This window comes from Alistipes sp. UBA1686 (assembly GCF_002320215.1).
GTDB classification, from domain to species: Bacteria; Bacteroidota; Bacteroidia; order Bacteroidales; family Rikenellaceae; genus Alistipes; species Alistipes onderdonkii.
In genome coordinates this window covers 328,120-346,901 of record NZ_DCKA01000021.1, presented here as the reverse complement: position 1 = coordinate 346,901, position 18,782 = coordinate 328,120, and the positions used below count along the sequence as shown (strand labels likewise).

Sequence of the window (18,782 nt, the reverse complement as noted above, 5' to 3'; positions counted from 1 at the left end):
TCCCTGCTATTTCCCGGCTTATTTTACCCGTATCAGGTTCAGCCCGTCGCGCAGGGGGATGATCACGTTTTCGACCCGCGGATCTTCGGAGACCATGCGGTTGAACTCCACCACGGCCTGCGTGTGGCGGTCGCTGCGGGCTATGGGCTGCACGACCTTGCCCGACCAGAGGATGTTGTCCGCGATCAGCACCGAGCCGCTGTGAACCAGGGGGGCGGTGCCGCCGTCCCCCATCAGCATCCGGTAGTAGTCCGGATACTCGCGTTTATCCCCGTCGATGAATACCAGGTCGAATTCCATGCCCAGCGCCGGGGCGATGTCGAGTGCCGAGCCGATGTGCAGCCGGATCTTCGCGCCGTGCGGGCTGCGGTCGAAAAAGGATTGCGCCAGCTCTTCCAGCTCGTCCTCCACCTCGATGGTGTGCAGTTCCCCGCCCTCTTCGAGCCCTGCGGCCATCGAGAGCGCCGAATACCCCGTGAAGGTGCCGATCTCGAGGATGCGCCGTGGCCGGAGCATCCGCACGAGCATCTCCAGCAGGCGCCCCTGTATATGGCCCGACAACATGCGGGGCTGTACGACCCGCAGGTTGGTCTCACGGTCGAGCTCGTGCAGCAACTCCTCTTCGGGCGAGGTGTGGTCGTGGATGTATTGTTCGAGCGCGTCCATTACTGCTTGCAGAACCCTTCCTTGTTGAACTTGTACGACGCTTCGATGGCCTCAGGGGTGTCGGCCGCGAGGGCGAGCAGGCATTCGCAGGTGAATTCCAGTTGTCCGGTGCCGTTGGCCGTTACGACGTTGCCGTCGCGCACGGCCTGCCGCTCCTCGTAGAGCGCTTCGCCCGTATAGTTTGCCCCGCCCCACTTTTGCAGCATTCCGAGGGTGTTGCCCGTGTGCCGGATACCGTTCAGGAAGCCGTGTGCGGCCATGAACGACACGGCATTGCAGATGGCGCCGACGACGATCCCGCGTGCCAGCGCCTCGCCCACGAGCGGCACGATCCGTTGCGCCGCCTCCGACTGCCACTGCATACCCCCGACGAGGATCAGCCCTGCGCACGCTTCGGGCAGCGCCGAGGCGTCGCAGTCGGCCGCGGCCTGCAACCCGCCGATCGACCGGACGGGCCGGCCGTCGGGTGTCATGTATTTCACGCCGTAGGATGCCGGGCGTCCCGGCATCGTGCCCGCCCGCAGCGCCGGGGCGAGGAATGCCGCCTCCCAGTCTGCGAAATCGTCGAGCAGGACGAATACGATCTCCTTTTCCATATCCCTATTATTTATAGATGAGTCTCGACATGCCGGAGAAAACTTCTTCGGCGACCTCGGTGAGCTGTGCGGCGGTCAGTGCGCGCACCTTGGCGTAGACCTGTTCCATGGTATCCACGTCGTCGTGCGTCAGGAAACTTTTTCCGGCCCCCAGCATGTACCCTTCGTTGCTCTCGCTCGATATGGCCAGCTGTGCGATGAACTGTTTTTTCGCCATCGACAGCTGGCGTGCGGTGAGCGGCGTCGTGCGCAGCCTGTGCAGTTCTCCTTCGATCAGGTCGATGCACTGCGCCGTATTGCCGTTTTCGGAGCTGAAGTAGATCGCCACGATGCCCGAGTCGCTGTACGGCGTGTAGCTGGCTTCGATGTTGTACGACAGCCCGTTCTTCTCGCGTACCACGACGTTGAGCAGTGAGTTGGCGCACGGCCCGCCGAGGATGTTAATCAGCAGTGCCAGCGGCATCCGCTTTTCCTCGCCGATGCCGTAGGCGCGGTTGCCGATGATGCAGTGCGTCTGGTGCGTGTGCTTCACGACTGTCTTTTCGAAGGCCGCGCAGGGTGCCGGGGCTACCCTGCCGAAGCCGCGTGCCGAAGCCGCCTGCCCGGCGAAATAACGTGCCGCGACGGCTTCGGCGGTTTTGGCCGAGAAGTTCCCGATCGACGAGAATACCATCTGGTCGGTGGTGTGCGTGCGGCCCGTGAAGGCGCGTATCGCTTCCCCGTCGTAGCGTGCGAGCGCATTCTTGCGCCCCAGGATGTTGTGCCCCAGCTCCGACCCTGCGAAGAGCATGTCCTCGAACGTATCGTAAATCAGGTCGGCAGGCGAATCCTTGTAGGTGTTTATCTCGTCCGCGATCACCTCCTTTTCGCGTTCCAGTTCCCGCTCGGGGAAGGTCGAGCGGAAGGCTACGTCGGCGATCAGTTCGGCCGCCCTGGGGAAGTCGCCGCGCAGCGTCGTGGCGTGTATGGTCGTGTCCTCCTTGGTGGTGAAGGCGTTGAGTTCCCCGCCGAGGTTTTCCAGCCGGCAGTTGACCTGCCAGGCACGGCGGCGCTGCGTGCCTTTGAAAAACGCATGTTCGGTCAGATGCGCCAGCCCGTACTGGTCGGGATGCTCGTCGCGGCTGCCGGCGTTGATGACCAGCGCACAGTGCGCCACGTTGCTTTTCACCTGGCGGTGGATGCCCCTGATGCCGTTGGGGAGTCGGTATGTGAAGAATTCCATTGTTGTTGCTTGTCGGGGAATTTCCGCCTTTACAGGGGCGGTGTTCGTTATAATTTCGTACGCAGGCGGAGGTATTTTCCCGTGTAACTCGCCGGGCATTGCTCCAGGTTGCGGGGCGTGCCCTCGAATACGACCCTGCCGCCGCCCGTGCCGGCCTCGGGCCCGAGGTCGACGACCCAGTCGGCGCATTTGATGACGTCCATGTTGTGCTCCACGATGACGATCGTGTGCCCCCGTTCGATCAGGGCGTTGAATGCCGCCAGCAGCTTGTTGATGTCGTGGAAATGCAGCCCCGTCGTCGGCTCGTCGAAGATGAACATCACGCCGCCCTGGGCGCTGTCCTTGGTCAGGAACGACGCCAGCTTCACGCGCTGGCTCTCGCCGCCCGAAAGGGTCGACGACGACTGCCCGAGCTTGATGTAACCCAGCCCCACGTCCTGCAATGGTTTGAGCCGTTCGACGATGCGTTTGCAGGTCGGGTCTTTTTTGTCCTCGCCGAAAAACGCGATGGCGTCGTCGACGGTCATTTCCAGCACGTCGTAGATCGACTTGCCGCGGTATTTCACTTCGAGTATCTCGTCGCGGAAACGCTTGCCGCCGCAGGCCTCGCATACCAGTTCGACGTCGGCCATGAACTGCATCGAGACCTTGATGACCCCCTCGCCCTGGCACTCTTCGCAGCGGCCTCCCGCGATGTTGAACGAGAAGGACGACGCCCCCAGTCCCGTATGCTGGGCGTAGGGCTGGTCGGCGAACAGCTTGCGGATCTCGTCATAGGCCTTGATATAGGTCACGGGGTTCGACCGCGATGACTTGCCGATCGGGTTCTGGTCGATCATCTCGACCGACCTGAGCAGCTGCACGTCGCCGCCGATGCCGTCGAAGTCGCCAGGCTTGACGCCCGTGTCGAAGAGCAGGCGCCGCAGCGCCGGGTAAAGGATGCCCTTGGCCAGCGACGACTTGCCGCTGCCGCTCACGCCCGTGATGCAGGTCATGACGCCCAGCGGAATCCGCACGTCGATGTTGCGCAGGTTGTTCTCACGCGCCCCCTGGATGAGGATCGAGTTGCTCCAGCCGCGTTCGGTGGCGGGGGGCGCTATCGCGCGGCGCCCGGTCAGGTAGTCGGCCGTGAGGCTCTTCCTGCTTTTGAGCAGTTGGGGCAGCGTGCCGCTGAAGACCACCTCGCCGCCGTTGTAGCCCGCCTTGGGGCCGATGTCGACGATGTAGTCGGCGGCGCGGATCACCTCCTCCTCGTGCTCCACGACGATCACCGTGTTGCCCAGGTCGCGCAATTGCTGCAAGACCTTGATCAGGCGGTTCGTGTCGCGCGGGTGCAGGCCGATCGAAGGCTCGTCGAGGATGTAGAGCGACCCCGTGAGGTTGCTGCCCAGCGACGTCGAGAGGTTGATGCGCTGGCTTTCGCCGCCCGATAGGGTCGACGAAAGGCGGTCGAGCGTCAGGTAGCCCAGCCCCACGTCGGCCAGGTATTGCAGGCGGTTGCGGATTTCCACGAGGATTCGCGCCGCGGTCTTCGTGTCGTGCCCGTCCAGTTCCAGCCCGGCGAAGAACGCGATCAGTTCGTCGACCGGCATCACCACCAGGTCGGCGACGGTCTTGCCGCCCACCTTCACGTAGAGCGCCTCCCTGCGCAGGCGGCTGCCGCCGCATTCGGGGCAGGTGGTCTTGCCCGTATAACGGGCCTTCATCACGCGGAACTGGATCTTGCGGCGTTCCGAGTCGATGTAGGCGAAAAAGTCGTCCAGCCCGTGGAAATATTCGTTGCCGCGCCACAACATGCGTTTCTGCTCCTGCGTCAGTTCATGGAACGGCGTGTGGATCGGGAAATCGAACTTGTAGGCGTTCTCCACCAGCTGCTCCTTCCACTTGCGCATCGTCTCGCCGCGCCAGCAGGCCACGGCGTCCTCGTAGATGGTCTTGCTCTTGTCGGGGATCACCAGGTCTTCGTCGATGCCGATCACCTTGCCGTACCCCTCGCACCGGGGACATGCCCCCAGCGGGTTGTTGAAGCTGAAAAGGTGTTCCGAGGGGTGCTCGAACTGGATGCCGTCGGCCTCGAAGCGCGACGAGAACTCCGTGGCGCCCTTGTCGGTGATGACCGTGCAGATCCCCTCGCCGTAGGAGAACGCCCGGGCTACGGAGTCCCGCATGCGGGTCTGCGTATCGTCGTCTGCGGCGATGCGTGCCCGGTCTATGACCACGAGGATCTCCTCCGCCCGGGTCTTTTCGTCGACCTGGGGCAGGATATCCTCGATGAGCCGCGTTTCGCCCTTCGTCCAGACGCGCATCAGGCCGTCGGAGAGCAGCAGCGTGAGTTTCTCGATGATCCCCTGCCCCCTGCCCAGCGTGAGCGGCGCCGCGATCACGACGCGCCCGCCCTCGCCCTGCTGCTGGATGTAGGCCGCCACGTCGTCCACGCTGTAACAGCGCACCTCCTTCCCCGACACGGGCGAAAAAGTGTGCCCGATGCGGGCGTAGAGCAGCTTCAGGTAGTCGTATATTTCGGTCGTGGTACCCACCGTCGAACGGGGATTGCGCGTGTTGACCTTCTGTTCGATGGCGATGGCCGGCGCGATGCCCGTGATGATGTCCACGTCGGGCTTGCTGATCTTCCCGAGGAACTGGCGCGCATAGGCCGAGAGGCTCTCGACATAGCGGCGCTGCCCTTCGGCGAAGATCGTGTCGAAGGCCAGCGTCGATTTTCCCGAGCCCGACAGGCCCGTGACGACGACCAGCTTTTCGTGCGGGATCTCCACCTCGATATTCTTGAGGTTGTGCACCCGCGCACCTTTGATATAGATGGATTTTTCGTGTGCCATTTATTGCTCTTCAGGGACGGAACCCCCGGCTTTTTTCAGTTTTTCAATCAGTTCCGCCGCACGGCTTTCGCGGATGGCGAAGACCATCGTGCACAGGTTGTCGAACTCCTGCGATACGATTTTCGGCTGCTGCTCCTTCACGACGCGCATGATGTTGTTCAGGACGATGTAGGGAAAATCCACGCGGACGGTGCGGTCGACGGTGCGCTCCACGATCCGGGCTGCCCCGATCGCCGCGGCCGCCGACTCCCGGTAGGCTGCGATCAGCCCCGGGACGCCCAGTTTCGTGCCGCCGAAATAGCGGACGACTACCACCAGGCAGTCCGTCAGCGAGTTCGCGAGCAACTGTCCGAGGATCGGCCGCCCGGCCGTCCCCGAAGGCTCCCCGTCGTCATTGGCGCGGAAATTCCCGCCCCCGGGCCCGAGCCTCCACGCATAGCAATGGTGTGTGGCGTCGTAGTATCTCTTGCGCAGGGCGTCGAGTATTTCGCGTATCTGCTCCTCGTCCTGCACGGGATAGGCATAGGCGAGGAATTTGCTGCTCCGCTCCCTCGATGCCGCCTCGGCGGGCGCCGCGATCGTCAGATAGCTGTCCCCTGCTTCCACCCTTTAGCGTACTTTCTTGAAGAGGCGCTCCCAGCGGATATTCGACGGGAACGACTTGTTCGCGTCGAGCGACAGCCATACGAACGAAGCCTTGCCGACGATGTGGTCTTCGGGCACGAAGCCCCAGAAGCGCGAGTCGGCCGAGTTGTGGCGGTTGTCGCCCATCATCCAGTAGTAATCCATGCCGAACGTGTAGCTGCCGGCCTCGGCGCCGTCGATGTAGATGCGTCCGTCGCGTTCTTCGAGCTCATGCCCTTCGTAGGTTTCGATGATGCGGCGGTACAGGGGCAGGTTTTCGGCCGTGAGCTGCACCGTGGCGCCCTTCTGCGGAATCCAGATCGGCCCGTAGTTGTCCTGGCTCCAGCGCGGCTCCGCCCACTGCGGGAAAACCTCCGTGTTGGGCGTGTAGATATAACGGCGCACGGAGAGCACGTTGCCGAGTGCCTTGACCTTTTCGGCCGCTTCGTCCGTGAGGAACATGTAGTACATCGAACCGTTGCCGGTATATTCCGTGATGCCGAGGTTGTCGAGGGCATATTGCGTCAGGGGCGACGTGACCTGTACGACATACTGGTACTGGATGCCGGGGAACGGCTCCTGCGGCGATCCGTTGACCCACACTTGCCCGTCGCGCACTTCGAGCGAATCGCCCGGGATGGCAACGCAGCGCTTGATGTAGTTCTCGCGCTTGTCCACCGGGCGGCTGACGATGGTGTACTTCTCCGCGAGGCGCTTGCGCCCCTCCTCCTTGCCGAACGACTCTTCATAGCCGCGCAGCACGTCGTAGTAGGTCACGGCCTGGTTCTCGAGCAGTACGGTGTCACCCGCCGGGAAATTGAAGACTACCACGTCGTTGCGTTTGATCCTGCGCAGCCCCTTGAGCCGGTGGTACGGCCACTTGACCGCCTCGGAGAACGATTTTTTCGTCTTCGAAAAGGGCATCGTGTGGTGTACGAACGGGAACGACAGCGGCGTGTTGGGCATCTGCGGACCGTAGGTCACCTTGCTCACGTAGAGGTAGTCGCCGATTAGCAGCGACTTTTCCATCGACGAGGTGGGGATGACGTACATCTGGAAGATGAAGATGTGCACCAGCGACGCCACCACCGTGGCGAAGATGATGGCGTTGACCCATTCGTAGACGGTCTTGTAGGTCTTGCTCCGCTGGCAGAGGCGCACGTTGTGGCACCACACGTAGCGGTAGAAGAACTTCGAAATGTAGAGGTCGAAGATCACCACCAGCCCCAGCAGCATCCATAGGTTGCCCGTCCATACGACGAACCACAGCGTGTAGAGCAGCGAGGCGAGCGTGAAGCCGACCCATTTGTTACGGAAGAATGCCTTGATCTTTCCCATGTCCTAATCTTATCTTATTTCAGCAGGTCGTCCATCGAGTAGACGCCCTGTTTGCCGCAAAGGAACTCGGCGGCTATTACGGCCCCCATTGCTAACGTGCGGCGGTTCTTAATCGTATGTTTCAGCTCGAGAATATCGTCCTCCGACTCGTAGGTCACGGTGTGTATGCCCGGTACCATGCCCTCGCGTACGGAGCCGATCACGACTTGTTCCGGCGTCGCTTCCGCGGGGCTTCCGATGCGGTTCGCGGCGTGTTCGATCCCCGGGGCGTAGTTCACCCACTCCGTCTTGGCGGGCAGGCCGGCGATGACGCCCTCGGCCAGCGTGATGGCCGTACCGCTCGGCGCATCCTTCTTCTGGGTGTGGTGTACCTCCCCGATGCGTACGCCGTAGCCGCCCACGCGGCCGATCATCTCCGCCAGTTGGCGGTTGAGGCGGAACATCAGGTTTACCCCCAGGCAGTAGTTCGAGGCGTAGAACAGCGCCCCGCCCTTCTCGCGGCACAGTTCCTGGAGCTCCGGCAGACGATCCGTCCAGCCCGTCGTGCCGCTCACCACGGGGGTGGCGTTCTCGATGCAGGTGCGGATATTGCCGTAGGCGGTCGTGGGCATGGTGAATTCCAGCGCCACGTCCGCCTGTGCGAGGTTGGCGGCGTTCAGGTCGGACGCGTTGTCCGTGTCGATCACGAGCGCTACGCTGTGGCCGCGTTCGAGGAGTATCTTCTCGATCTCGCGCCCCATCTTGCCGTAACCTATGATAGCTGCTTTCATATTTTTCCGGATTATAAAGTCGTGCAAATCCCGTACGGGGGCTGCGGAGCCGGGCGCAGGTGCAGACTTTGCCTGCACGCTGCCGGGGCCGCCTGCCTAAGCGGGAATTTATTGTTCGCAAAGATAATACAAGCTGCGCCGACTGCCAAATTTATTTGGCGGTTGTGGCCGTGCGGTTTATTTTTCGGGGGAATCGGCGCCCGCACGGCATACCTCCGCCCTGCTTCTCCTCCGTCCTTCTCGTCGATTTTGGCACGAAAATGCGAAATACTTCTTTATTTGAGAAATAATTGTTAACTTTCTGCTGCTTTCAGCTTTTAATGTGAAATAGAAACAAGTCGAAATATTTTTATATTGTAAGGGATATGAAAAACGAATCAAAGAAAACACGCACCGAATGCGACCTGCTCGGTTGTGTAGAAGTGCCGGACAACGTATTGTACGGCGTGCAGACCATGCGCGGACTGGAGAATTTCGCCATCAGCAAATTCCGCCTGTGCGAATACCCGCGTTTCATCGAGGGGCTGGCCATCGTCAAACTGGGTGCCGCCATCGCCAACCACGCGATGGGGCTTCTCTCCGACGAACTTTTCGGAGCCATATCGCAGGCCTGCCGCGAAATCATGGCGGGCAGGTTTCACGAGTTTTTCCCCGTGGACATGATCCAGGGCGGCGCGGGCACCACGACCAACATGAACGCCAACGAGGTCATCGCCAACCGTGCGCTGGAGATCATGGGGCACGCGCGCGGCGAATATCAGTACTGCTCGCCCAACGACCACGTCAACTGTTCGCAGTCGACCAACGACGCCTACCCTTCGGCCATCCACCTCGGGCTCTACGCCACGCACCTCGAACTGCGTCGGCACCTCGAAGCGCTGATCGCAGCCTTTGCCCGCAAGGGCGACGAGTTCGCCCGCGTGCTCAAGATGGGGCGCACGCAGTTGCAGGACGCCGTACCCATGACCCTCGGGCAGACGTTCCACGGTTTTGCGAGCGTCTTGCGGGGCGAGGTCGACAACCTCGACCACGCGGCGCAGGAGTTCCTGTCGATCAACATGGGCGCCACGGCCATCGGCACGGGCATCTGCGCCGAGCCGGGCTATGCCGAGCGCTGTACGGCGGCTATCCGGGAGATCACCGGCTGGGACGTGACGCTGGCCGAAGACCTCGTCGGAGCGACGTCCGACACGGTCTGCATGGTCGGCTACTCCTCGGCGATGAAGCGCATCGCGTCGAAGATGAACAAGATCTGCAACGACCTGCGGCTGCTGTCGTCGGGGCCCCGCTGCGGACTGGGCGAGTTCAACCTCCCGGCACGCCAGCCCGGTTCGTCGATCATGCCCGGCAAGGTCAACCCCGTGATTCCCGAGGTGATGAACCAGATCGCCTTCAAGGTCATCGGCAACGAGTTGTGCGTGACGATGGCCGACGAGGCGGCGCAGATGGAGCTCAACGCCATGGAGCCGGTGATGGCGCAGTGCTGTTTCGAGTCGGCCGAACTGCTGATCAACGGCTTCGACACGCTGCGCATCCGCTGCGTTGACGGCATCACGGCCAACGAGGAGAAGTGCCTGCAATATGTCCGTAACAGCATCGGCGTGGTGACGGCGCTCAACCCGATCATCGGCTACAAGAACTCCACGAAGATCGCCAAGGAGGCGCTGGAAACCGGGCGCGGCGTCTACGAGCTGGTGCTCGAACACGGCATCCTGAACCGTGACGAACTGGACGAGGTGCTCCGCCCCGAGAATATGATCCATCCCGTAAAACTGGACATAAAACCGCGGCGCTAACCGATTTTTTTGTATTTTTGCGCAAACCACTCCGATCGCGATGCGCTATTTTCTGGAACTCAGGTACAACGGGGCCGCCTATTGCGGCTGGCAGCGGCAGCCCGACATGCCGTCGGTGCAGCAGACGCTCGAGCGGGCGCTCGCTACCCTGTTGCGCGAGAAAATCGAGGTGACGGGGGCGGGGCGTACCGATACGGGTGTCAACGCCTCCTATTATGTGGCGCATTTCGATTGTGCGGCGCCCGTGCCCGACCCGGCGCATACGGTCTACAAGCTGAATTTCCTGCTGCCGGGGGACATTGCTGTGGGAAGCATGACGCCCGTGGACGACGGTGCGCACGCCCGTTTCGCGGCGCGCGAGCGCGAATACCGCTACTACATCGAGCCGCGCAAGAACCCTTTTACGCGGGGCACGACGTGGCAGTATTACGTGCCGCTGGATGTCGGGCGGATGAACGAGGCGGCGGCCTGGCTGCTGCGCTACGACGATTTTACGTCGTTCGCCAAGCTCAATTCGAACAACAAGACCAACATCTGCCGCGTCATGCACGCGTCATGGACGGCCGACGGGCAGGGCGTGCTCTGCTTTACGATCCGTGCCGACCGCTTCCTGCGCAACATGGTGCGGGCGCTGGTCGGGACGCTGGTCGACGTGGGGCGCGGGCGTTATAGCCCGCAGCAGTTCCGCGAGATCGTTGAAAGCCGCGACTTGTCGCGCTCGAGCGGCGGCGCCCCTGCGCAGGGGCTTTTCCTGAGCGACGTGGTCTATCCGGCGGACGTGTTTGAACGTAAGGTATTTTACTGATTTTAATAAATAAATATTATCGACTATGATTGGGACTGTTATTTGGCTTATCGGTGTCTTCTGCGCAATATGGTGCGTGATGGATATCTTCAAGAAAAACATTTCGACCGCGGGCAAGGTGATCGCTTCGATCGTGGTGCTGCTCACCAGCTGGCTGGGTTTTGCGGTGTATTATTTCTACGCCAAAGACCACCTGCAGGAGTGGTTCAAGTGAAAGGCGGAATGGGTTTGAACTGAGGGAGATTTCATTGCGAATCTCCCTTTTTGTTTTGATATTGGATTTAAATGCCTATATTTAATCGCCAATTCCAACTTGTATGAAAAAATCCCTGTGGACGCTGTTGGCTGTCGGATGGATAGTCACTTCTTCCGCGACACCTCCGGCGCATCTCGTAGATTCGCTGAAATCTGCTTGCCAATCGGAGCCGGATGCCCGCAAACGGGTCGATATCCTGCTGAACCTGAAAGACCTGAACGACTCGTCGGAAGACGAATTGTATTACAGCCGCAAACTGTTCGACGAGGCCGCCGCCGTCGGTGACGGATTTGCCGTCGGGGCGTCGCTGGGTTCGCTCGCTGCGCACTACATCTCCTCGCCCGGTGCCGGGGATTCGCTCGCCCGGGTGCTGGCGCAGGCGGAGCCGCTGATGCAGGGCAGCGGCATGGAGGGGCTCGGGGCTTATTACCGCATGGTGGAGCTGGCACGCAGGATACAGGTTGCCGGGGCGGAGGAGTCCGCGCGGCTGTGCCGTGAATACATCGACTCGGTACGGACATTGCCCCCGGGCGATGTATACGAAGAGGCGTCGCGGCTCTTCCTGAAAGGCATAGCCGCCTTCAGGCTGGTCTCGGCCGAAGGAAACCTGCAGATGGAGCGCGGCCTGCCTTTCTGGAACGACGAACTCGCCCTGCTGGGGCGGATGCGTCCCACGGCACGCCGGAATTTCCATGCCAACCTGATCACCTGCCTGATCGCGGCTTACAGCAGTTTGGAAGACCAAAGCGGGCTGGTACATGCGGCCGACGGTTACCTTGCGATGCTCGACGAGTATTACCGCGATCCGGAGATCGTACGGCGCAGACCCTATATTTCCAAGGAGATGTCCTACTTGGTCTGTTACTATTCGATGTGCACCTCGCCGCTGCTCGACGAGCGCAACCTGCAGGCGTATTACGAGCGTTACCGCCGTTTCGCGGACTCCGCGGCGGCGGATGCGGGCAACCTGCTGACCAACAGGCAGGGATTCTATACGATCAGCGCAGAGTATTACAACCGCCGGGGCGATTACCCCAGGGCGCTGGCTTACCTCGATTCGCTGACGGTGCAGTTGCGTCCGGGCGGTGTCACGTCGCAGTTGGTGGCGATATCCGCTAACAAGGCCAAGATCCTCGAACGCATGGGACGCTACAAGGAGGCGTGCGGGGTTTATAACGAAGTGGTCGGCCTGCGCGACTCGCTCTCGTCGCACAGGTATGCCGAGAAGGTGGGCGAACTGGAAGTGCAGTACGGACTGGACAAGGCGGAGCGTGATAAAGCATTGCTGTTGGCGCAAAAACGGCAGAACTCGCTCTACTTCGCCCTGACTATCCTGCTGCTGGCCGTCATCGCCGTTGTCTACCTGTGGCGGAACCTGCTGCACATCAAGCACCTGCAGCACAACCTGTCGGTCGAATCGCAGCGCGCGCAGGAGAGCGAGCGGCTCAAGCGGGATTTCATGGGTTCGATGAGCCACGAAATACGCACGCCGCTCAATGCCATAAGCGGCTTTGCCGAGCTGATTGCCGGGGAGGACCTCACGGAGGAAGAGCGCCGGGAGTTCGCACAGATCATCCGCGACAATACGCAGCACTTCACTTCGCTCATCAACGATATGCTCGAAGTGTCGCAGCTGGATAATACGAGTGCCGAACTGCCCCGGAAGCTGCTCGACATCAGCAAGATCATCCGTGCCGAAATGGAACACCTGCCCGTAAAGGAGGGCGTGGAATACCGGCTGAAGCTCGCGGCCCCGGAGATCGTATTCCCGTTGCACCGGAGTTATGTGTCGCTGCTCGTACGCGAGTTGCTGAAGAATGCTGTCAAATTCACCGAACAGGGATCCGTGACGGTCGAATGCGGCCTGACGGGGCCGGATACGCTGACCTTGTCGGTCACCGACACGGGCTGCGGCGTGGAACCCGGGCTGGCGGAAAAGATTTTCGATCGCTTCTACAAGGGCGATCCCTTTGCGCAGGGGCTGGGACTGGGCTTGAGCCTCTGCCGGCTGATCGTGGAGAAACTGGGCGGTACGATTGTCCTCGACACCTCCTATACCGGGGGTGCACGGTTCGTGGTGACGCTCCGGGATGCCTGACCTGCGGTTCCCGGAACGGGTTTCTGACGTCGTACGGCGTTTGTGAACCTGCAGCCGGATCGGTGTGTCGCCCTGTGGAAATACCGTTATAACAAAACGCCCCTCGTTACCGGAGGGGCGTTTTGTCTGCCATGCGGGTTAGAGGTGTATCGCCTCCCCCAATGCCGCCTCGGCCGCCTCCATGACCCCTTCGTTCATCGTGGGGTGTGCATGTATCGTGCGGGCGATCCGGTGTGCCGTGGCACCCAGCATCCGAGCCAGCGTCGGCTCGGCGATCATCTCGGTGACGTTCTGTCCGACCATGTGCGCCCCCAGCAGGGTGTCGTCCTCGCCGAAGAGGAGTTTCACGAAGCCGTCGCGGTCGCCCGCGGCGGTCGCCTTGCCCGAAGCCGTGAACGGGAAACGCCCTACCTTATAGGCGACACCCCGCTCCTGCGCCTGCTGCTCGGTCATGCCGACCGAAGCCACCTCGGGCGAGGTGAATACGCACGACGGGATGGCCGAATAATCCACCGGGGCGGGATCGAGGCCGCAGATGGCCTCTACGCAGCAGATGCCCTCGGCCGAGGCCACGTGTGCCAGCGCCGGGCCGCCCGCGATGTCGCCGATGGCGTACACGCCCGGGACATTGGTGCGGTAGAATTGGTCGACGAGCACTTTGTCGCGCTCCACGGCGATACCCAGCTCTTCGAGGCCGATCCCCTCAATGTTGGACTTGATCCCCACGGCCGAGAGCACGATGTCCGCCGTCAGGGTTTCGGGGCCCTTTTTGCCCTCGATCTCGACCTCGCAACGCCCTTCGGCGTTGACCCTGACCGATTTCACGGTCGTCGAGGTCATCACCGCCGCCCGCAGTTTGCGGAATGCGCGCTCCATCGCCTTCGATACCTCCTCGTCCTCGAGCGGCATCATGCGGGGCATGTACTCCACCACGGTGACCTTCACGCCCAGCGCGGCGTAGAACCACGCGAACTCGCTGCCGATGGCGCCCGAACCCACGACGACCATTGTTTCGGGCAGCCGGGTGAGCGTCAGCGCCTGGCGCGACGAGATCACGTGCTCGCCGTCGACGGGCATGAACGCCATTTCGCGCGGGCGCGCCCCCGTGGCGAGGATGATATGGTCGGCTTCGTAGTGCGTGCCGCCGACGTCGAGCCTGCCTGCCGCCGTCAGGCGCCCGAAGCCCTGTATGAGGTCTATGTTGTTTTTCTTCAGCAGGAAGGCCACGCCCTTGGACATGGTTTCGGCCACGCCGCGCGAGCGCGCCACGATTTTTTCCAGATTGGGATGCACCTCGCCCGTGAGTGAGATCCCGTAATGTTCGGCCGATTTGCAATAAGTGTAGACCTGTGCGCTTTTCAGCAGCGCCTTGGTCGGGATGCAGCCCCAGTTGAGGCAGACGCCTCCCGGTTCCGAACGCTCCACGAGCGCCACCTTTTTACCTAACTGCGCAGCGCGTATCGCCGCTACATAACCGCCCGGGCCGCTGCCCACGATGATGATGTCGTATTTCATGGAGTCTGTGAGGTTTTATTAAGTGATATCTTCATACTCGTTTCATGGAAATCCGTGCGGTTTTAAAGTATATGGCGTTCCCACTCCTGCCATGCACCGTTTCCCTCTCCCGGATCTTTTATCGGGTTGTGAGGCCCGGTATTAACAGTCGAATGCATAATATGACCGGCCTACGCATTTTACGATTTGAGATTCGTCGGCTTTCGACGATAAGAACAAGACTACGCATTTGGATTCGTAGTCGTCCGAAACATCGAAGACGAAGTCCGGCTTTGCGTCGGCATCCAAATCTCCGATCCAGAGAATGAGCGCTTTGGTGTCCCAGAATCCCGGCATGGCGATCAATAATTGCTCGTTTCCCGACCCTGCTTCCGACAGATAGAGTTTGTAGTTTTTTACCGTATCCCACGAACTTTCATCTCCCTCTGGTTGGTCGCCCGTATTGACTCCGCTTGCACGCAGCCGATACTTCCGGCCGTGAAATTCAAATTCCATTTGCTCGCCTGCCGGAACATTGTCCTGTTCCGCTTTCATGGTTTCCACACCGCTTGCTGCAGGTTTTATCCCCTTTATCAGCAGCAAACCGTCTCTGGCGGAACCGACATACGCGACCGAATCCCCAATGCAGTCGTCATAGGAGTTTCCGATCTCTAAATCCGCTTTTTTCAGGTCGAAATAACCAGCGCCGTCCTCATAAAAGTCATACCAAGATTCCGAATACATATGGTCGAAATCCGAGGCTTGCGAACCCCTGTATCCCGCCGGCAGCAAAATGTCGATTTCCGTCTCTTCATCGACGGGTAACCGGGTGTAGTCCTGTTCGAATACCGAATCTGCATGCAGTGAGTCCGGCGTAGGATCGTCGCATGCGCTTATCCGGTTAGCGTTTTCTGCAGGCCGATTTGAGACGGCGTATAAAGATGCAGCGATGAAAACGGTTGTTATTAAAAACAGAGCGACGAGGATCGTGGTTCTCCTGTTTATTTTCTCCTTCATTTTCTCTGTGGAGTTTTAGTCGATGACTTTCAGTACTTCACCGTTATCGGCCGCCACGGCACGCTTCCATTTCTCGTTGTAACCCGGGAACTGGATCTTGTCGGGGATCTGTTTGCCGTTGCCGTTGTCCACGAAATGCGCCGGGCCGCCCTTGCCGTCGAGGTATTCCAGCACGCCCGCATGTTCGCTTTTCACGTTGCCGTCCATGTATTTCACCAGCAGGTACTTGTCGAGCTTCGACCAGCGGTCGAACAACTGCTGCGCCGTGGCGATGCTGAACTCCGAGAGGAATTTGCCGCGGGCCTTGGGCGAGAGCGTCATGGCCTCGGCATCGACGTCGCGCACCAGGCGGAGCGCCTCGTTTTCCCATTTGTCCACGACCTTGCGGATGTCGCCCGCGATCATGTCGTAACGCATGTAGGCGAAGTTCGAAACGCGGTTGAAGAGCCAGAACGCCGACGTCGGCGAATATTCGAGCATCGAACCGTTGCCTTCGCTCAGGCACTCGGGGACGCCCTGCGTGCAGCAGTAGATGGGCGTCAGGCACGACGTGGCCGCATCGTCCACGCCGAACCAGAGGATGCCCATGTTGTCGGGCACGTCGGGGCGTGCCTGTGCCACGAACCAGAAGCCGGTCTGCTGCGTGGCCGTCGCACGTTCGTTGCAGTATTCCACGCCGTCGACCTCGAAATACATCGGCCGCCAGCGGTAGGGGCAGGCGCTGCCCCCGGCGCCTATGTCGGTGGTCATGTCCATCGGCGTGCCTTCGTAGTGGTCGCGCATGCAGTCGAAGACCACCTTGGGCGACACCTTCGTGCGGGGTTTCACCCACAGGGGCATGCGGTTTTCGGCATTGTGCCCCATCGCATAGTCCACGTATTTGTCCATTCCGTCGGCCACCGTGCGGAAGAATGCCCACACGCGGGCCTCGCAGCCTCGCAGCGCGCCGAAATCGGCCGGGGCATAGGCTTCGCAGAAACTGAAATCCTCGTCCGTGCCGTCGTAGTAACCCATCTCGCGGGCGAACGCCACCACGTCGGGCGAATAGAGGCAGTTCTCGGGGTCGTCCTTCGGGAAGGTCGTGATACGTGCCTGGTTGGCGTGCGCCGAGACATAGCCGTCGGGGATGCGGCGGGCCACCCATACGATGCCCTTGCGGGCGTTGCCGCCCTTGCCGTCGTCCTTGTAGCCCTTGCCGATCAGCTCCATGATCCACGCCTCTTCGGGGTCGACGATCGAGAACGACTCGCCGCTCGAGGCATATCCGTAGGTGTTCGCCAGCTCGGCGATCGTGAGGATCGCCTCGCGGGCGGTCTTGGCGCGCTGGAGCGTGATGTAGATCAGCGACCCGTAGTCGATCAGCCCTGTCGAGTCCTCCAGTTCCGGGCGGCCTCCGTAGGTCGTTTCGCCGATGATGAGCGAATGCTCGTTCATGTTGCCGACGGTCGAATAGGTTTCGCCCGCCTGCGGGATGTCCGTCAGGTAGCGTCCCGTGTCCCACTCGTAGACGGGCAGCATGGCCCCGGCCCTGAATTTCCCGCCGGGGGTGTGGTACAGGGCGCCGTAGAGCGCGTGCGAATCGGCGGCATAGGAGACCATGGCCGAGCCGTCGGTCGATGCCCCTTTGGTTACGATGAAATTGGTACAGGCCGCGGCTGCGCCATAGGCGAAGAGGGCTGCCGCCGCGAGGCAATACTGGAGTTTTCTCATAGGTTTTCCGGTTTTGATCCCAAATGTACGAAACAAATCCTAAACGGCAAAACGCAGCGGGTACGATATGTCGCATTTTATTTGGATATTAGGGCTTTATGTCGTATCTTTACGACGTATGCAAGCGCATTGCATTCCGGCGGATACCCCCCCCCGGTGCGGAGGTATGTAATTGTTATATAGCAGGTTATATGAAAAAACTATTGTTTTTATCCTTTTTCGGTCTTTTCCTGTTGGCATGTACCACGGACGAGGGCGATGGTGTGCCGTTCGTCACCGACGTGGTGATGCCCCCGTCATCGCAGCTATTCGCGCCCGGCGACGAGGTGACCGTTGCGGCGCGCGGCTTCGAGGCCGACGACGACATCATGCTGCGGATCGCGTGGCCCCTGTCGCAGGCGGCTCTCCCGGAAGGATATGCCGACGGTGTCTGGGCCGTCGTGACGGAACGTACCGAATCGGACATCACGTTCCTGGCCCCCGGAGGCTACCCCGCCTCTACGACCGAGGTGAAGCTCTTCCGCCGCGGCAAGGCCATGACGCTGGGTAAAATATCCGTATCCGACGGCCGCCCGCCCGAGGAGCCGTCGCTCTACGGCGTCGCACAATGCCTTACGGGCGAAACGGCGATCGACCGCATCGACATGGCGACCGGCGGGCTGACGCGCATCGAAACCCTGGGTGTCCCCGAGGGGATGCGGTGCGTGGTGAATCCCCCTGGTTCGAACCGTATCTACGGCCTCGCGCCCGGCGGAAATATCGGTGCTGCGGCGTTCTACGACCTCACGATGCGTTACTTCCGGGATTCGGGCTACGACAATGTCGTCGTCGCGGGCACCCTCTCCGATTTCGCCGCCTTCCTGCGCCATGAGGCCGGCCGGCTCGTCCTCATGGAATTGAATATGACCCGTACCAACGTCGCTCCTGTGCCCCCGTCGTGGACGCTGCCTTCGGACATTGCGCCCGAGATGCTGGGCGAAAATCCTTTCGTGACCGTCTACGGCGGTTACCTTCTGCTCGCGGCACACACTGCCCCGGATAGTTATACGCCGCTGGTGCTTACCGGCCGCAGCGGCGAGGGATACGCCGTAAAAACGGGCGATGCCGAACAGGCCGACGCGATGGTGCCGTTCGGAGTGCTGGACAAAGGGCAGGACGGCGAGACCTGTTACGCCGTCGGCGGCTATGCCGTAGCGAAGGGCGGTGTGACCGAACTGCGTCTGTATAACCCCGTGTCGATGGAGTTCGACAGGACGCTGGCGACGGTGCAGGGCACCGTCCGCTCGATAGCTGTCCGTCATGGCGGCGGGAAGACCCGGGAGCTGTTCATGCTCTGCGACACCGGGGATGGCGGCAACAGGATCCGGGTCTACGACATGGAGTCCGGCTCGGAGCGGGTCTTGGACGGAGCCGTCCCCTGCTCCGAAATCGTACTGGCTCGATAGCATGTCCGGGATTCCGGACGGATAAAAACGGTATGCAGGCCCGGAATTTTTCCGGGCTTGTTTCGTCTTGTACGAATTTTGCGTATTTTTACACACCAAAACCGAACA

15 protein-coding genes are annotated in these 18,782 nt (G+C 61.0%); 5 read left to right on the top strand and 10 right to left on the bottom strand.

All coding sequences use genetic code 11. From position 1 onward, the window contains the following. Positions 1-18 precede the first annotated feature (18 nt). From B3C38_RS11510 to dapB, 7 genes are read right to left on the bottom strand one after another with little or no spacing between them, the layout of a single operon-like run. On the bottom strand, positions 19-666 hold the full coding sequence (locus B3C38_RS11510; RefSeq protein ID WP_117506687.1) for an O-methyltransferase: 648 nt from the start codon (positions 664-666) through the stop codon (positions 19-21). Further along, complete coding sequence (locus B3C38_RS11505; RefSeq protein WP_022333102.1) at positions 666-1,262, bottom strand: DJ-1/PfpI family protein; 597 nt, start codon at positions 1,260-1,262, stop codon at positions 666-668. The genes B3C38_RS11510 and B3C38_RS11505 overlap by 1 nt, the downstream gene beginning before the upstream one ends. Before the next feature lie 7 nt (positions 1,263-1,269). Then, positions 1,270-2,484 carry a M16 family metallopeptidase gene (locus B3C38_RS11500; protein ID WP_022333101.1) on the bottom strand — a complete coding sequence of 405 codons (1,215 nt, stop codon included), beginning with the start codon at positions 2,482-2,484 and terminating at the stop codon, positions 1,270-1,272. Between the two features lie 47 nt (positions 2,485-2,531). After that, positions 2,532-5,321 (bottom strand): excinuclease ABC subunit UvrA, encoded by a 2,790-nt coding sequence (uvrA, locus tag B3C38_RS11495; RefSeq protein WP_286727161.1) that lies wholly within the window; start codon positions 5,319-5,321, stop codon positions 2,532-2,534. Beyond that, entirely contained in the window at positions 5,322-5,927 is a 606-nt protein-coding gene (locus B3C38_RS11490) for an IMPACT family protein (protein ID WP_286727160.1), read from the bottom strand. Positions 5,928-5,930: 3 nt separating this feature from the next. Next, on the bottom strand, positions 5,931-7,283 hold the full coding sequence (gene lepB, locus B3C38_RS11485; RefSeq protein ID WP_286727159.1) for a signal peptidase I: 1,353 nt from the start codon (positions 7,281-7,283) through the stop codon (positions 5,931-5,933). Between the two features lie 14 nt (positions 7,284-7,297). Further along, a complete protein-coding gene (dapB, locus tag B3C38_RS11480) occupies positions 7,298-8,053 on the bottom strand; it encodes a 4-hydroxy-tetrahydrodipicolinate reductase (protein ID WP_055210444.1) in 756 nt (251 codons plus the stop codon). Between the two features lie 365 nt (positions 8,054-8,418). Here dapB and B3C38_RS11475 point away from each other — a divergent pair, with 365 nt between their 5' ends. The 4 genes from B3C38_RS11475 to B3C38_RS11460 all read left to right on the top strand — a co-directional run bounded on the left by B3C38_RS11475 (position 8,419) and on the right by B3C38_RS11460 (position 13,008). Further along, positions 8,419-9,849, top strand: a complete 1,431-nt coding sequence (locus B3C38_RS11475) for an aspartate ammonia-lyase (protein WP_055203399.1) — start codon at positions 8,419-8,421, stop codon at positions 9,847-9,849. A gap of 40 nt (positions 9,850-9,889) precedes the next feature. Continuing rightward, the gene (gene truA / locus B3C38_RS11470; RefSeq protein ID WP_286727158.1) at positions 9,890-10,654 is read left to right on the top strand and encodes a tRNA pseudouridine(38-40) synthase TruA; all 765 of its coding nucleotides are present in this window, start codon (positions 9,890-9,892) and stop codon (positions 10,652-10,654) included. A gap of 25 nt (positions 10,655-10,679) precedes the next feature. Continuing rightward, positions 10,680-10,868 (top strand): hypothetical protein, encoded by a 189-nt coding sequence (locus tag B3C38_RS11465; RefSeq protein ID WP_026318354.1) that lies wholly within the window; start codon positions 10,680-10,682, stop codon positions 10,866-10,868. Positions 10,869-10,971: 103 nt separating this feature from the next. Beyond that, on the top strand, positions 10,972-13,008 hold the full coding sequence (locus tag B3C38_RS11460; protein ID WP_286727157.1) for a sensor histidine kinase: 2,037 nt from the start codon (positions 10,972-10,974) through the stop codon (positions 13,006-13,008). Between the two features lie 138 nt (positions 13,009-13,146). On the opposite strand, the gene lpdA is transcribed toward B3C38_RS11460, so the two are convergent. From lpdA to B3C38_RS11445, 3 genes are all read right to left on the bottom strand, one after another. Next, complete coding sequence (gene lpdA / locus B3C38_RS11455) at positions 13,147-14,523, bottom strand: dihydrolipoyl dehydrogenase (protein ID WP_286727156.1); 1,377 nt, start codon at positions 14,521-14,523, stop codon at positions 13,147-13,149. 141 nt (positions 14,524-14,664) lie between these two features. Further along, entirely contained in the window at positions 14,665-15,519 is an 855-nt protein-coding gene (locus B3C38_RS11450) for a hypothetical protein (RefSeq protein WP_022333093.1), read from the bottom strand. Between the two features lie 15 nt (positions 15,520-15,534). Then, positions 15,535-17,229 (bottom strand): C69 family dipeptidase, encoded by a 1,695-nt coding sequence (locus B3C38_RS11445; protein ID WP_022333092.1) that lies wholly within the window; start codon positions 17,227-17,229, stop codon positions 15,535-15,537. Between the two features lie 191 nt (positions 17,230-17,420). Between B3C38_RS11445 and B3C38_RS11440 the strand changes: the two genes are divergently transcribed. Beyond that, positions 17,421-18,674, top strand: coding sequence for a WD40-like domain containing protein (locus B3C38_RS11440; RefSeq protein ID WP_055210432.1), 1,254 nt, complete (start codon positions 17,421-17,423; stop codon positions 18,672-18,674). Positions 18,675-18,782: the final 108 nt, after the last annotated feature.